Source organism: Acidovorax sp. 106 (assembly GCF_003663825.1).
GTDB lineage: Bacteria > Pseudomonadota > Gammaproteobacteria > Burkholderiales > Burkholderiaceae_C > Acidovorax.
Window position 1 is genome coordinate 4,129,358 of the sequence record NZ_RCCC01000001.1, and the last position, 14,980, is coordinate 4,144,337.

Below are 14,980 nucleotides of genomic sequence, written 5' to 3' on the forward strand. Positions count from 1 at the left end.
GGGGTATAGAGATTTTTCGCTCCGCTTGCGTGGCCGCTGCATTGGGCATCATTCGAGTGCCCCAGTGTCTTCGGCCTTTCCACTTTCTTTTCGTTGAGCTATGCCACAGGACTCCGCTGCGCCCTTGTCTTCCCCTTCGGTTTTGGGTGCGGTGGTGGAGTCCATATTCGTGGGCGATGGCCTGCTGGCCCGCTCGGACCCTTTGTATCGGCCGCGCGCGGGGCAGGTTCAGATGGCGCTGGCGGTGTCTGGCGCCATTGAGTCAGGTGGTGCCTTGGTGGTCGAGGCCGGGACGGGCGTCGGCAAAACCTATGCGTATTTGGTACCCGTGTTGCTCAGTGGGGAGCGGGCTTTGGTCTCCACGGCCACCAAGGCTTTGCAGGACCAGCTTTGTTCGCGCGACATCCCTAGATTGCTGGAGATTTTGGGAATTCCAGCGCGCATTGCGTTGCTCAAAGGGCGAAGCAGCTACCTGTGCCTGCATCGCATGGCGCTGGCGCGCCATGACATGGCTGTGCAAGGTGCGCAAATGTTGCGCGTGCTGGCGAAGATCGAAGACTGGTCGCGCAGCACCCGCTCGGGTGATCTGTCTGAACTCACGGGCCTGGACGAGCGCTCGCCAGTGATCCCTCTGGTCACCTCCACCCGCGATAACTGCCAGGGCTCACAGTGCCCCAGCGCCAAAGAGTGCCATGTGAATCTGGCCCGTCGCGAAGCCATGGCGGCTGACGTGGTGGTGGTCAATCACCACCTGTTCTTTGCCGATGTGGCCGTACGAGAGTCGGGCGTCGCCGAGTTGCTGCCCTCGGTGCGCGTGGTTATTTTTGACGAAGCACACCAGCTGAGCGACACTGGGGTGCAGTTTTTGGGGATGCAGCTGACATCTGGGCAAATCCAGGAGTTTGCGCGTGATGTTCTGGCTGCGGGGTTGCAGCATGCGAGGGGCTTCGCTGATTGGCTGGGCCTTCACGCCGCGCTGGAAGAGGCCGCGCGCCGATGGAGCGCAGTCGCCGGGGCGGACGGGACGATGCCATCCAGGCGCGGCTGGTGGCATGGTGCGCCAGAGGGGCTGGATCTGCCACGCTGGCAAGCGGCCATGGCTGGGCTGGAGCAGGTATGCGCACAGGCGCAGAACGCTGTTGAGGCCTTCAGTGAGGTGGCGCCAGACATGGCCCGGCTGGCCGAACGGGGGGCGGCGCTGCTGTTGCGGTTGTCCAGGTTTCAGGGGCTTTGCCCGGAGGGCTATGTGCGCTGGCTGGAGGCGGGAGGCGGCTTGCGCTTGGTGGAGTCGCCGCTGGACATTGCAGAAGCCATGCGCACCCGTTTGCTGGCCACTGCGCAAGAAGCGGTGGATGACGATGGGTGGCCCGCGCCAGCTCGGGGTCCTTCGCGCGCCTGGGTGTTTACTTCAGCAACGCTGGGGCACGATGCGGAGTTGTCCTGGTTTGTGAAGCGCTGTGGGCTGGAGGGCGCTCGCATCTTGCGGGTGGAGAGTCCGTTTGACTACAGCACCCAGGCAGGGTTTTTTGTGCCGAAGGACTTTCCTTCGCCGTCAGATCCACAGCATGGCCCGGCGGTAGCCGCCTTGGCAGCCCAGGCTGCAGCGACTCTGGGCGGACGCACCCTCGTACTCACCACCACGTTGCGAGCACTGGGCGTCATTGCCTCCACGTTGCGTGAGGAACTGGCCAAGCATGGGGCACTGCTAGAGGTGCTGGTGCAGGGCGAATGGCCCAAGCGCAGATTGATGGAGCGTTTCCGAGCGGGAGCGGCGCATGGGCAAAAAGGCTGCATCCTGATCGCGTCCATGGGTTTTTGGGAGGGCTTTGATGTGCCTGGCGATGCGCTGCAGTTGGTGGTCATCGACAAGCTGCCCTTTCCTCCACCGGGTGACCCTCTGGTAGAGGCACGCACCCAGCGCATTGAGGCGGCGGGTGGCCGAGCGTTTCAAACTTACGCTTTGCCCGAGGCGGCTGTGGCCCTCAAGCAGGGTGCTGGCCGATTGATCCGGCGCGAGTCGGACCACGGCATTTTGGTGGTGTGTGACCCGCGCTTATTGACCAAGGGCTATGGCAAGCGGTTGGTGGCGGTGCTGCCGCCCATGCGGCGCCTGGAAACCCCCGAATCGTTTCAAGAGGCGCTGCAGGCGCTGGCCGAGATCACCAGAACTTCCACCAAGGATCCGATTTGGTCTTGAAGCCACCCTCGCGCAGGTAGCTGCTTTGGGGGTAGGAGGTGGCCATGACGCGGCGGGCGTCATCGCGCAGTTGGGTCATGCCCAGGGCATCGTAAGAGCGAACCAGGATGTACAGCGCTTCTTCCAGTGCGGGGACATCCTTGTAGTCGGCCAGTGCAACTTGTGCCCGGCTCACGGCTGCCACATAGGCTCCGCGCTCGTAGTAGTAACGTGCCACATGCACTTCGTACTGGGCCAGCGAATTGACGATGTAGGTCATGCGCTGGCGAGAGTCCTGCGCATAGCGGGACTCGGGAAAGCGGGTGACCAGATCACTGAAAGACTCGAAGGAGTCCTTGGCCGCCTTTTGGTCGCGTTCTGAAAGGTCCTGGCGAGAGATCCAGGAGAACAGGCCCAGGTTGTCATTGAAATTGACCAAGCCTTTCAGGTACAGCGCGTAGTCCAGCGCCGGGCTGGCGGGATGTAGCTTCATGAAGCGATCCAGGGTGGCGATGGCCTGGGCTTTTTCGCCTCCCTTGAATTGGGCGTAGGCCTTGTCCAATTGCGCTTGCTGCGCCAGGGGGGTGCCAGCGGCACGGCCTTCGAGCTTCTCCAGCAGCGGCACGGCCTTGTCATAGGCGCCGCTGCTCATTTCATCTTTCGCTTCCGAGTGGATACGGTTCGGACTCCAGCCGGCGGTTTTGTCTTCCGGGGTGCTGGAGCAACCGGCCAGCACCAGGGACGCTAGCAGGACAGAGCAAAGAGGCAGTGGGGCAAGACGCATCGCAAGCAGCTTTCAGGCAATTAGAAGAACCTAGTCTTCCACGAGTGGGGCGGGGTGGACTGCCAATGCAATCCTCCTACCGGTGGCCACAGATTGAAGCGGCATTGTAATGGCCTCATTTGCCCCCTCAAATTCCTCGGCGCTAGCGAATGGAAGCTTGGGCGCCTTTCTACAATGGAGGGCATGTACGTTCACTTGCGCCTGCACACAGAGTTCTCCGTCGTTGACGGTACCACCCGCATCGATGAGGTCGTCAAGGCCGCTGCGGCAGACGGGCAGCCAGCCCTTGCCATCACCGATCTCAACAATTTTTTCGGCGCCATCAAGTTTTACAAGGAAGGGCGCGGCAAGGGCGTCAAGCCGGTGCTTGGCGCCGAGATTTATCTGGAGGGTGAGTCGGGCGCGGACCCCACGCGGTTGCTGCTGCTGGTGCAAAACAAGCAGGGTTACCTGAATCTTTCGGAATTGCTAGCGCGCGCCTGGACCAAGAACATTGTCAAGAATCTGGCAGTGTCCACCTGGGCGTGGCTGCAGGAGTTGTCGGATGGGCTGATCGCCTTGTCTGGTGCGCAGGCTGGGCCTGTAGGCCAGGCTTTGCTCAAGGGCGACGAGGCGGGCGCTGCCGACCTGGCGTTGAGGCTGGCGGGCATTTTCACCCATCGGTTTTACATGGAGTTGCAGCGCGCAGGCCGTGTGGACGATGAAAGCCATGTGGTGGCTGCTGTGCAATTGGCCGCTCGGCTGAACTTGCCTGTCGTTGCCACGCACCCCGTTCAGTTTTTGACTGCCGAGGACTACGAGGCCCATGAAGCCCGGGTGTGTATCGCTGGCGGGGAAATTCTGGCCAATCCGAAACGGGTGCGGCGTTTTACGCGCGAGCAGTATTTCAAGTCCGCTGAGCAGATGCAGGCGTTGTTCGCAGATGTGCCCTCGGCGCTCGCCAACACCGCAGAAATCGCCAAGCGGTGCAGCCTTACCCTGGTGCTGGGCAAACCGCAGTTGCCAGCGTTTCCCACGCCTAACGGCATGCCTGCTGAAGAGTACTTCCGCTTTGCATCGTTCGAGGGGCTGGAGGAGCGTCTGAAGCACCTGTTCCCTGACGAAGCCAAGCGAGACAAGGAGCGCCCGCGCTACGTGGAGCGACTGGAGTTTGAGTTGGGCACCATCCTCAAGATGGGGTTCCCAGGCTACTTCCTCATCGTGGGGGACTTCATTCAGTGGGCCAAGGCCAACGGCTGCCCCGTGGGGCCGGGCCGGGGGTCGGGTGCGGGCTCGCTGGTGGCCTATGCGCTCAAGATCACCGATCTGGATCCGCTGGAATACAACCTTCTGTTTGAGCGCTTCCTGAATCCCGAGCGGGTATCGATGCCCGACTTCGATATTGACTTTTGCCAGGGCAACCGAGACCGGGTGATCGATTACGTGAAGGAAAAGTACGGCAAGAATGCCGTGAGCCAGATTGCAACGTTCGGCACCATGGCCGCCAAGGCCGCGATCCGCGATGTGGGCCGGGTGATGGACATGAGCTACACCTTCTGCGATGGCATCTCCAAGCTGGTGCCCGGTAAGCCTGGCATGTCCTACACCTTGCAGTACCCGCCCGAGGTGAAGAAAGAGGGCGACAAAAACAACTACGCGCTGGAGCTGGAGCCCATGCTCTACGAGCGTGTGCGCAAGGAAGAAGACGTCAAAACCGTCATCGAGATGGCGCAAAAACTCGAAGGCATGACGCGCAACATCGGCATGCACGCCGGGGGTGTTTTGATCGCGCCGGGCAAGCTCACTGACTTTTGCCCGCTGTACCAGCAGCCCGGCAGCGAGTCGGCAGTGAGCCAGTACGACAAGGACGATGTGGAGGCCATTGGCCTCGTGAAGTTCGACTTTTTGGGCCTGGCGACGCTCACCATCCTGGAGATTGCGCGCGAGTTCATCATGAAGCGCCACAAGGGTCAGGAGGGCTTTGCCTACGAGAACATTCCGCTCGACGACGGCCCCACCTACCGGCTGTTTTCCGAAGGCAAGACCGAGGCCGTGTTCCAGTTTGAAAGCCGGGGCATGCAGGGCATGCTCAAAGAAGCCCGCCCGAGCCGTCTGGAGGACTTGATTGCGCTCAATGCGCTGTATCGCCCGGGCCCCATGGACCTGATCCCCACCTTCGTGAACCGCAAGCACGGCAAGGAGCCGGTGGAGTACCCCCACCCGTTGGTCGAGCCGGTGCTGGCCGAAACCTACGGGATCATGGTGTACCAGGAGCAGGTGATGCAGACCGCCCAGGTATTGGGTGGCTACAGCCTGGGCGGCGCCGACATGCTGCGCCGCGCTATGGGCAAGAAGAAGGCCGAGGAAATGGCCGAGCACCGGGAGATCTTTCGCAAGGGGGCTGCGGAAAAGAACATCAGCCAGGACAAGGCGGACGAAGTGTTCGACTTGATGGAGAAGTTTGCGGGCTACGGCTTCAACAAGTCGCACGCTGCCGCTTATTCGCTGTTGGCGTATCACACTGGCTGGCTCAAGGTGCACTACACCGCTGAGTTTTTCTGCGCCAACATGACCGTTGAAATGGACGACACCGACAAGCTCAAGGTGTTGTACGAAGACGCTTGCAAGAATTTTGGGTTGAGCTTTGAGCCGCCTGATGTCAATCGCGGTTTCTACCGTTTCGAGCCAGTGACCGACAAGGTCATTCGTTACGGGCTGGGTGCCATCAAGGGCACGGGTCAACAAGCCATCGAAGCGATGGTGGCCGCGCGCGAAGGGCGCGGAGAGGGGCCACAGGGCAGCACCAAGGGGCCTTTCAAGAGCTTGTTCGATTTTTGTGTGCGGGTAGACAAAGGTCGGCTGAACAAACGAACGCTCGAGGCGCTGATCAAGGCTGGGGCCTTTGATTCGATGAACATGAATCGGGCCTCTCTGGTGGCGTCGATTGACCGAGCCTTTGACTTTGCAGCGGCCACGCTGGCCAACGTGAACCAGGGCGGTCTGTTCGACATGATGGGCGACGACGCCCACGGCTCCAGCACGCAAGAGCCCGATCTGGTGGATGCAATCCCCTGGGGTATCAAAGAGCGGCTGACCCAGGAAAAAACAGCGGTGGGTTTCTATCTCTCAGGCCACCTGTTCGATGAGGTGGCGGGGGAGGTGCGCAAGTTCGTTCGCACCCAGATCGATGAATTGCTGGACAGCCGTGAGCCACAAGTCTTGGCAGGCATCATCAGTGACTTCCGGGTCATCAATGGCCAGCGAGGCAAGCTGGGCCTGTTCAAGCTGGACGATAAGTCGGGAATGATCGAAGCCTCGGCAGACGAGGCACTGCTCAATACCTACCGCAATCAACTCAAGGAAGACGAGTTCGTGGTGATGATGGGGCGCCTGCAGATGGACCACTTTAGCGGCGGGTTGCGCGTGAAGGTGCAGCAGGTGTGGGATCTGGCTGGCGCACGGTGCCGGTTTGGCAAATACCTGCACATTGCAATGGGTGACGCCCAGCCGGATGTGCGTCGCCTGGTGTCAGAGTTTCCGCCTCACAAGGAGGAAACTGAGTCGGGCGACATCTTGCATGGGCTGCGAGTTCGCATGGGCGTACGTTGCCAGTCTTATGCCGGAGGGGCCGTTGCCGAGCTGCAGCTGGGCGAGGGCAGCCGGTTTTTCCCCACCGATGCTGCGCTGGCCGCCTGGAGCGCGCAGGCTGGCAGTGGCACCACCACGGTGGTGTACGAATAGCCGTGATTGGCGCGTTGATTCACCGTGAGGTGATCGTTTTGGAAAGGACGGCGGCGCGCTGGACGGGCCGCCACGATATTTGCAGCCGGGCCTTGAAAAATAGACGCCAATCATTAGATTTCTTAGGCGACAACCGGGCTTCGGGATCGCTAGAATGAATTTCATGGCAACAAAACCACCCTCTCCCCCCACCGCGCCGCCTGTTTCTCGGCCAGCGCGGGATGATGGCGGTTCGGTCGTGCTTGAGCGGCGCACCCAAAAGACCCAGCCCCCCCAGATGTACCAGGTGGTCATGCTCAATGATGACTACACCCCCATGGAGTTTGTCATTGTGGTGCTGCAGGAGTTTTTCAGTAAAGACCGTGAGCAGGCCACCCAAATCATGCTCAAGATCCACCTCGATGGCAAAGGCGTTTGCGGCGTTTATTCGCGCGACGTGGCTGCCACCAAGGTGGAGCAGGTGCTGGATGCCGCCGCAAAAGCGGGCCACCCCCTGCAATGTGTCAGTGAGCCTGTTGAATAACAGGTCTTTGACCCTGAACTAAAGTTATTCCTACCCCGCAAGCACAAAGGAGTTCTCAAATGATTGCCCAAGAACTGGAAGTCAGCTTGCACATGGCCTTTGTCGAGGCCCGCCAGCAACGCCACGAATTCATCACCGTGGAGCACCTGCTGCTTGCACTGCTTGATAACCCTAGCGCCGCCGAAGTGCTGCGTGCCTGTTCGGCCAACATCGATGACCTGCGGTCCTCGCTGTCGAACTTCATCAAAGACAACACCCCACAGGTGGCTGGCACCGACGAGGTGGACACCCAGCCCACGCTGGGCTTTCAGCGCGTGATCCAGCGCGCCATCATGCACGTGCAGTCCACGGGCAATGGCAAGAAGGAAGTCACCGGTGCCAACGTGCTGGTCGCCATTTTTGGCGAGAAGGACTCACACGCCGTGTACTACCTGCACCAGCAGGGTGTTACGCGCCTGGATGTGGTGAACTTCATTGCCCACGGCATCAAAAAGGGCGAGCCGCCAGAGCCCACCAAGGCCGAAAGCCCCGCAGAGAGCGAAGAGGGCGGTAGCGAACGGTCCGAAAAAGCCTCTCCCCTGGAGCAGTACACGCAGAACCTGAACCAGGCTGCGAAGGACGGCAAGATCGACCCCTTGATCGGCCGCCACTACGAGGTGGAGCGCACCATCCAGATCCTGTGCCGCCGCCGCAAGAACAACCCGCTGCTGGTGGGTGAAGCGGGCGTGGGCAAGACGGCGATTGCCGAGGGCTTGGCATGGCGCATCACGCAAAACGATGTGCCCGAAATCCTGGCCGAGGCCGTCGTGTACTCGCTGGACATGGGTGCCTTGTTGGCAGGTACCAAGTACCGTGGCGATTTTGAGCAGCGCCTCAAGGGCGTGCTCAAGGCGCTCAAGGACAAGCCCAACGCGGTGCTGTTCATTGACGAAATCCACACCCTGATTGGTGCGGGTGCGGCTTCGGGTGGCACGCTGGATGCGTCCAACTTGCTCAAGCCTGCGCTGTCCAGCGGGCAACTCAAGTGCATTGGCGCCACCACGTTCACGGAGTACCGGGGCATCTTCGAGAAAGACGCCGCGCTGTCGCGCCGCTTCCAGAAGGTGGACGTGGTTGAGCCGACGGTGCAAGAAACCATCGACATTCTGAAGGGCCTGAAGTCGCGCTTCGAAGAGCACCACAGCGTGAAATACGCTGCAGCGGCCCTGCAGGCTGCGGCGGAGTTGAGTGCCAAGTACATCAACGACCGCCACCTGCCCGACAAGGCCATCGATGTGATCGATGAGGCGGGTGCTGCGCAGCGCATCATGGTGCCAAGCAAGCGCAAGAAGACCATCGGCAAGGCCGAGATCGAAGAGATCGTGGCCAAGATCGCTCGCATTCCGCCTGCCAATGTCTCCAACGACGACCGCGGCAAGCTGCAGACGCTGGAGCGCGACCTCAAGAGCGTGGTGTTTGGCCAGGACAAGGCACTCGAAGTGCTGGCGTCCTCGGTCAAGATGGCGCGTTCGGGCCTGGGCAAAGGCGACAAGCCGATCGGCTCGTTCCTGTTCAGCGGCCCCACAGGCGTTGGCAAGACCGAAGCCGCCAAGCAGCTGGCCTACATCATGGGCATCGAGCTGATCCGTTTTGACATGTCCGAGTACATGGAGCGCCATGCCGTGAGCCGCCTCATCGGCGCGCCTCCAGGTTATGTCGGCTTCGACCAAGGTGGCCTGCTCACCGAAGCCATCACGAAGAAGCCGCACGCAGTGCTGCTGCTCGACGAAATCGAGAAGGCGCACCCGGACATCTTCAACGTGCTGCTGCAGGTCATGGACCACGGCACGCTGACGGATAACAACGGCCGCAAGGCCGACTTCCGCAACGTGCTCATCATCATGACCACGAACGCGGGCGCCGAGACGATGAACAAGGCGACCATTGGCTTCACCAACCCGCGCCAGGCGGGCGATGAGATGGGTGACATCAAGCGCCTGTTCACGCCCGAGTTTCGCAACCGGTTGGATGCGATCGTCAACTTCAAGGCGCTGGACGAGCAGATCATCCTGCGCGTGGTGGACAAGTTCCTGCTGCAGCTCGAAACCCAGTTGGCAGAGAAAAAGGTGGAGGTCACCTTCACCGACCAGTTGCGCAAGCACCTGGCCAAGAAGGGCTTCGATCCTCTGATGGGGGCTCGCCCCATGCAGCGCCTGATCCAGGACACCATTCGCCGTGCGCTGGCCGACGAGTTGCTGTTTGGTCGCCTGACGGAAGGTGGTCGCTTGACGGTGGATATCGAAACCAAGACCGATGAAAAAGGTGTGGAGACGCCCGAAGTCTTGTTGGATATTCAGCCCTTGCCGAAAAAGGAGCGGTCAGCCAAGGCAGAGCCTGCGGAGCCTGAGGAAGCGACCGCCGATTGATCTGGTAGACGCTGGTGCCTGACGGGCATCTGTGTCCTGCTCCTCCACAAGCCGACCCGATGGGTCGGCTTTTTTTTGTCTCGCTACAGCTCGCACAGCGCAACCCGTTGTGCAGTGGATGGATGCATTCCGATCTGCATGGCTGTTCGATGGTTCGGATGTTGGTGCGTTTTGTTGTTCGGTTTTCCGAATGTTTGTGGGCGGTCGCCATGCGCTTTGTCTTTGCAAATCAATGACTTGGATCGGCTGCAGGCATTGGCACATTGCATGCAAAGGCTAGGGCAGGCTGCGCGAGACGTGGCCAGTTACCCATCGGAGACAAGCCATGCAACATGCCACCCACGGTGGTCCCATCCGTCTGATCGGGGAGGTCCTTCCATCCCCTGGGGCGCGCGATTGCCTTCATGGGCTGACGGGGTCTCGCCACAGCTTGCGCTGTGGTGCGTGTGTGCCGTTCGCGCTATTTGCAATGCAGTCATAGCCCATTCCTTGAGTGCGGCGATTTCTGAACCAGGAAACGCCGTCTCGCGGGGCTTTTCCTTTTTCAATCCATAGAAGATCGCATGAAACTCAATCGTCTGACCGCGATGGTCATCCTGGCCGTGGTTTTGGGGGTATTGGTCGGGTACGCCTGCCACACCTGGGCGCCCACGCCTGAGGCGGCCAAGGAAATCGCAGGCTACTTTGGCCTGCTGACCGACATCTTCCTGCGCATGATTAAGATGATCATCGCCCCCCTGGTGTTTGCGACCCTGGCCGCTGGCATGTCCACCATGGGCGATTCGCGCACCGTGGGGCGCATTGGTACGCGCGCTCTGGCATGGTTCATGGGGGCCTCCCTGATCTCCCTGGCGTTGGGCTTGGTCATTGCCAATCTGACCCAGCCGGGCAGTTCGTTGTCGATCCCTCTGCCCGAGGTGGGCACCGCCACACAACTCAAGACAGGTGCCTTGAACCTGCGTGACTTCATCACCCAGGTGTTCCCTAAGAGCATTGTGGAGTCGATGGCCAACAACGCGATCCTGCAGATCCTGGTGTTCTCGCTGTTCTTTGGCATGGCGCTGGGGCACTTGCACAACCAGGCTGCGCGCACCCTGGTGGCCACTTTGGACGAGGTGGTCCATGTGATGCTCAAGGTCACCGACTACGTGATGCGCTTTGCTCCCGTGGGCGTGTTCGGCGCGGTGGCTGGCGCCATCACCACCCAGGGCCTGGGCATGTTGGGTGTGTTTGGCAAATTCATGCTGAGCTTCTACCTGGCCTTGGCGGCGTTGTGGGTGGTGCTGGTGTTGGCTGGCTACATGGTCTTGGGGCGTGATGTGTTCCGCCTGCTCAAGCTGATCCGCACGCCCATGCTCATTGGTTTCTCCACCGCCAGTAGCGAGTCCGTGTATCCGAAGCTGATGGAGCAACTGGAAAAATTTGGCATCAAACCCAAGGTCACGGGCTTTGTGCTGCCCCTGGGCTATTCCTTCAATCTGGATGGCTCCATGATCTACACCACGTTTGCAGCCATCTTCATTGCCCAGGCCTATGGCATTGACATGCCCCTGTCTGCGCAAATCACCATGCTGCTGGTGCTCATGGTGTCCAGCAAAGGCATTGCCGGTGTGCCACGCGCCTCGCTCGTGGTGGTGGCGGCGGTGCTGCCCATGTTCAACCTGCCGGAGGCGGGTGTGCTGCTGATTCTGGGCATTGACCACTTCCTGGACATGGGCCGCACGCTCACCAACGTCATGGGCAACGCCATCGCCACGGCGGTGGTCGCCAAGTGGGAAAAAGCCATCGACCCGGTGCCTGAGGCCTTGGCCGAGCGTGAGGAGATGATTCCTGCCGTGGGTGACGACGAGGCCGCCCAGCCTGCAACGTAACGACAGGGGCGGCTGCGGCAATGTGGCCGTCACTTCTTTGAGCACGCTCTCATAGCGTCTGAAGGGCTGGCCTGTGCCAGTCCTTTTTCGTTGGGCGTAGGCATGGCTTTGCCGCCAATGCCGTACCACTGCCTGCAGTGCTTGCACTGCTACTATTTCGCCCTCCATGCCATCGCCCAGATCCTTGCGCCGTCTCTCTGTTTTGCTGCTTTTGTGCGGTGTGCTGCTGTGCGGAGGCATGGCCTACCTGCTGGCCCAGCGCATGGGGCAGGCGCAGATCCAGGCCACGGGTTTGCACCGGCTGGAGCTGTACACCGCCAGCCTGCAGCGCGAGATCAGCAAATACGCGTTTTTGCCCGGCACGCTGGAGCTGCAGAAAGACGTGTTAGAGCTCCTGTCGGCTCCGTCAGCCCCATCGGTGCCCCGTCGCGCTGAAACCGTCAATGCCTACCTAGAGCAGCTCAACGAGCGCGCAGGCACGCTCTCCATCTATGTGATCAACCTGCAAGGCCAGGTGGTGGCCACCAGCAATTGGCGCAGGCCCGATAGCTTCATGGGTGAAGACCTGCGGTTCAGGCCCTACTTTCAAGACGCGCTGAGCACCGGCACGGGGCGCTTGTTTGGCATTGGCACCACCCGGGGCGAGCCGGGGTACTACCTTGCGTCCGCTTTGCTGGATGGCAGCCGCACCGTGGGGGTGGGCGTCACCAAAGTCAGCCTGGACCAGCTGGAGCAATCCTGGTCCACCGTCGAGGCGCCGGTCATCGTGACCGATGAAAACGGCGTGGTGATTCTGGGCTCGGTGCCCGACTGGAAGTTCACCGCGCTGCGCCCCCTGGACGAAGCCACGCGCAAGGCTTTTGACCAGACCTTGCAATACAACCGCAAGGCACTCACCCCCTTGGGCATGAAGGTGCTGAGCGACTTGGACCAGGGCGCGCGGCTGGTGCGCGTGGCGCGTGAGGGCACCGAAATGGCGTCGGTGTACCCGGTCACAGGCCGCTTCCTGACCCAGTCACGTGCCTTGCCTGGCACGCCTTGGACGCTCACCGTGTTTTCGCACCTGGCGCGGGCGGACGAGGCGGCGCAAAGCGATGCCTTGATCGCCACCATTGGTGCCGCCTTTGTCGCCCTGCTGGGCTTCATGTTCAGCCAGCGCCGCCGGCACGAGCGCGACCGATTGCGTGACCGCCTGGCCGCCCGCGAGGCATTGCAAGCCGCACACGATGAGCTAGAGCGCAAGGTGCAACAGCGCACTGCCGATTTGTCCAGCACCAACGAGCGTCTACAGTCTGAAGTGCAAGAGCGCATCCGTGCCGAAGGCACGCTGCGCGCTGCGCAGAACGAGCTGGTGCAGGCGGGCAAACTGGCGGTGATTGGCCAGCTTTCCACTGGTGTCGCGCACGAGCTCAACCAGCCGCTGACGGCGCTGCGTACCTTGTCGGGCAACAGCGTGCGGTTTCTCGAGCGGGGCGATTTGCCCACGGTGCGCGTCAACCTGGAGCGCATTGCGCAACTGGCCGACCGCATGGGCCGCATCACTGGCGAGCTGCGGGCCTTTGCCCGCAAATCGACCGGCGAGCCACGGCCCGTGCCGCTGCGCGCTGCGCTGGCCAACGCCCTGGCGGTGTTGGAGCCGCGCATCCAGCAGACCAGCGCCCAGTTGCTGCTGGACGTGGCCGAGCCAGAGCCTGTGGCCTGGTGCGATGGCAACCGCCTGGAGCAAGTGCTGGTCAACCTCATCAACAACGCATTGGATGCGATGGCAGGGTGTGCCACTTTGCGTGTGGATATTCGCTGCGAGCAATTGGCCGCAACGGGGGGCGAGCAGGTGCATGTGCAGGTGCGCGACCTGGGCCCGGGCCTCACCGAAGAAGCCCTGGCCCATCTGTTCGAGCCATTTTTCACCACCAAGGGTTCGGGTGACGGACTGGGCCTGGGGCTGGCTTTGTCGGCGGGCATCGTGCGTGAATCGGGCGGCACCCTCAGCGGGGCCAACCACCCCGAGGGCGGCGCTGCGTTCCACTTGGCCTTGCCCGCAGCCCCCCGCCCAGACGCTGATACCACCCCAGACCGCCCATGATCCCCGACCTCAAGGTCCTCATCGTTGAGGACGATCCCGACATCGTGCTGGGCTGTGAACAAGCCTTGCAGCTTGAAGGCATTGCCACCGAAAGCGCCCCCAGTGCCGAGTTGGCCCGCATGCGCTTGGGGCGTGATTACCCAGGCGTGGTGGTCAGCGATATCCGCTTGCCGAAGATGGACGGTATGGCCTTTTTGCAAGAGCTCATGGCCATGGACCCCCAGCTGCCCGTGGTGCTCATCACCGGCCATGGCGATGTCTCCATGGCCGTGCAGGCCATGAAAGACGGCGCGCACGACTTCATCCAAAAGCCCTTTGCCCCCGAGCAACTGGTGGGCGCTGTGCGCCGCGCGCTCGACAAGCGCCGCCTGGTGCTGGAAGTGCGCCAGCTGCGCAGCCAGCTGGCGCAGCGCGATGCGATTGAGCGCCTGGTGATGGGCCGTGCACCCAACATGCAGCGCCTGCGCGAGGTGCTGGCGGGCCTGGCCGCCAGCACGGTGGATGTGCTCATACACGGCGAAACCGGCACGGGCAAAGAGCTGGCCGCCCGCTGCCTGCACGACGCCAGCCCACGCAGCAAGGGCAACTTTGTGGCCATCAACTGCGGCGGCCTGCCCGATACGCTGTTTGACAGCGAAATGTTTGGCAACGAGGCCGGGGCATTTACCGGGGCGGGCAAGCGCCGCATCGGCAAGATCGAGCATGCCAGCGGCGGCACGCTGTTTCTCGATGAAATCGAAAGCATGCCCCTCGCCATGCAGATCAAGCTGCTGCGTGTGCTGCAAGAGCGCGTGCTGGAGCGCCTGGGCTCCAATGCGCTCATTCCCATCGACTGCCGCGTGGTGGCTGCTACCAAGGTGGATTTGCTGGAGCTGTGCCGCCAGGGCAAATTCCGCGAGGACCTGTACTACCGCCTGAGCGTCGCCACGGTGGACTTGCCCCCGCTGCGTGAGCGCCGCGAAGACGTGCCGCTGCTGCTGGAGCACTTTGTGATGGGCGCTGCCGCCCGCCACCAGCGCCCGGTGCCTGAGCTGGCCGCTGGCCAGTTGCACCAGCTGCTGGGCTACCACTGGCCCGGCAATGTGCGCGAGCTGCGCAACGTGGCCGAGCGCATGGTGCTGGGCATTGCCGCAGGCGCCGCGCCTTTTGCCGGGGCGGCTGGCGATGCCGGTGTCGCAGCACAGCCCCAGGCGTTGGCGGCCACGGTGGAGGCCTTTGAGCGCACCCTGATCGCCGAAGCCTTGCGCCAGCAGGGGGGCAGCCTGGCCCGCACGGCCGAAGCGCTGCGGGTGCCCAAGACCACCTTGCACGACAAGATTCGCAAATACGGCCTCGGCACCTGATGCCTCTGATGCCCTGGCCCTTGCTCTGACCCAGACTCAGTCGTTCAGATCAGACCGGGGCAGGGCGCTGCTGCT

The 14,980-nt window shown here is 61.9% G+C and carries 8 protein-coding genes; 7 read left to right on the top strand and 1 reads right to left on the bottom strand.

The window, feature by feature from the left end:
* The first annotated feature begins 100 nt into the window (after window positions 1-100).
* Window positions 101-2,197: an ATP-dependent DNA helicase gene (locus C8C98_RS18150; RefSeq protein ID WP_233574594.1), complete on the top strand. Its 2,097-nt coding sequence runs from the start codon at window positions 101-103 to the stop codon at window positions 2,195-2,197.
* Here the strand turns inward: C8C98_RS18150 and C8C98_RS18155 are convergent.
* Window positions 2,160-2,960 (bottom strand): outer membrane protein assembly factor BamD, encoded by an 801-nt coding sequence (locus tag C8C98_RS18155; protein WP_099655340.1) that lies wholly within the window; start codon window positions 2,958-2,960, stop codon window positions 2,160-2,162. The genes C8C98_RS18150 and C8C98_RS18155 overlap by 38 nt on opposite strands.
* A gap of 183 nt (window positions 2,961-3,143) precedes the next feature.
* On the opposite strand from C8C98_RS18155, the gene dnaE reads away from it, so the two are divergent.
* The 6 genes from dnaE to C8C98_RS18185 all read left to right on the top strand — a co-directional run bounded on the left by dnaE (window position 3,144) and on the right by C8C98_RS18185 (window position 14,905).
* On the top strand, window positions 3,144-6,680 hold the full coding sequence (gene dnaE / locus C8C98_RS18160; RefSeq protein ID WP_121456370.1) for a DNA polymerase III subunit alpha: 3,537 nt from the start codon (window positions 3,144-3,146) through the stop codon (window positions 6,678-6,680).
* A 154-nt stretch (window positions 6,681-6,834) separates the two neighbouring features.
* The gene (gene clpS, locus C8C98_RS18165) at window positions 6,835-7,203 is read left to right on the top strand and encodes an ATP-dependent Clp protease adapter ClpS (protein WP_099655341.1); all 369 of its coding nucleotides are present in this window, start codon (window positions 6,835-6,837) and stop codon (window positions 7,201-7,203) included.
* 59 nt (window positions 7,204-7,262) lie between these two features.
* Window positions 7,263-9,608 carry an ATP-dependent Clp protease ATP-binding subunit ClpA gene (clpA, locus tag C8C98_RS18170; protein WP_099655342.1) on the top strand — a complete coding sequence of 782 codons (2,346 nt, stop codon included), beginning with the start codon at window positions 7,263-7,265 and terminating at the stop codon, window positions 9,606-9,608.
* A 563-nt stretch (window positions 9,609-10,171) separates the two neighbouring features.
* Entirely contained in the window at window positions 10,172-11,479 is a 1,308-nt protein-coding gene (locus tag C8C98_RS18175) for a dicarboxylate/amino acid:cation symporter (RefSeq protein WP_121455418.1), read from the top strand.
* 166 nt (window positions 11,480-11,645) lie between these two features.
* Window positions 11,646-13,562, top strand: a complete 1,917-nt coding sequence (locus C8C98_RS18180; protein WP_121455419.1) for an ATP-binding protein — start codon at window positions 11,646-11,648, stop codon at window positions 13,560-13,562.
* Window positions 13,559-14,905 carry a sigma-54 dependent transcriptional regulator gene (locus C8C98_RS18185; RefSeq protein ID WP_121455420.1) on the top strand — a complete coding sequence of 449 codons (1,347 nt, stop codon included), beginning with the start codon at window positions 13,559-13,561 and terminating at the stop codon, window positions 14,903-14,905. The genes C8C98_RS18180 and C8C98_RS18185 overlap by 4 nt, the downstream gene beginning before the upstream one ends.
* Window positions 14,906-14,980 lie beyond the last annotated feature (75 nt).

Coding starts and splice junctions, on each gene's coding strand:
- C8C98_RS18150 (WP_233574594.1), top strand. CDS start 101: ATGCCACAGGACTCCGCTGCGCCCTTGTCTTCCCCTTCGGTTTTGGGT.
- C8C98_RS18155 (WP_099655340.1), bottom strand. CDS start 2,960: ATGCGTCTTGCCCCACTGCCTCTTTGCTCTGTCCTGCTAGCGTCCCTG.
- dnaE (WP_121456370.1), top strand. CDS start 3,144: ATGTACGTTCACTTGCGCCTGCACACAGAGTTCTCCGTCGTTGACGGT.
- clpS (WP_099655341.1), top strand. CDS start 6,835: ATGAATTTCATGGCAACAAAACCACCCTCTCCCCCCACCGCGCCGCCT.
- clpA (WP_099655342.1), top strand. CDS start 7,263: ATGATTGCCCAAGAACTGGAAGTCAGCTTGCACATGGCCTTTGTCGAG.
- C8C98_RS18175 (WP_121455418.1), top strand. CDS start 10,172: ATGAAACTCAATCGTCTGACCGCGATGGTCATCCTGGCCGTGGTTTTG.
- C8C98_RS18180 (WP_121455419.1), top strand. CDS start 11,646: ATGCCATCGCCCAGATCCTTGCGCCGTCTCTCTGTTTTGCTGCTTTTG.
- C8C98_RS18185 (WP_121455420.1), top strand. CDS start 13,559: ATGATCCCCGACCTCAAGGTCCTCATCGTTGAGGACGATCCCGACATC.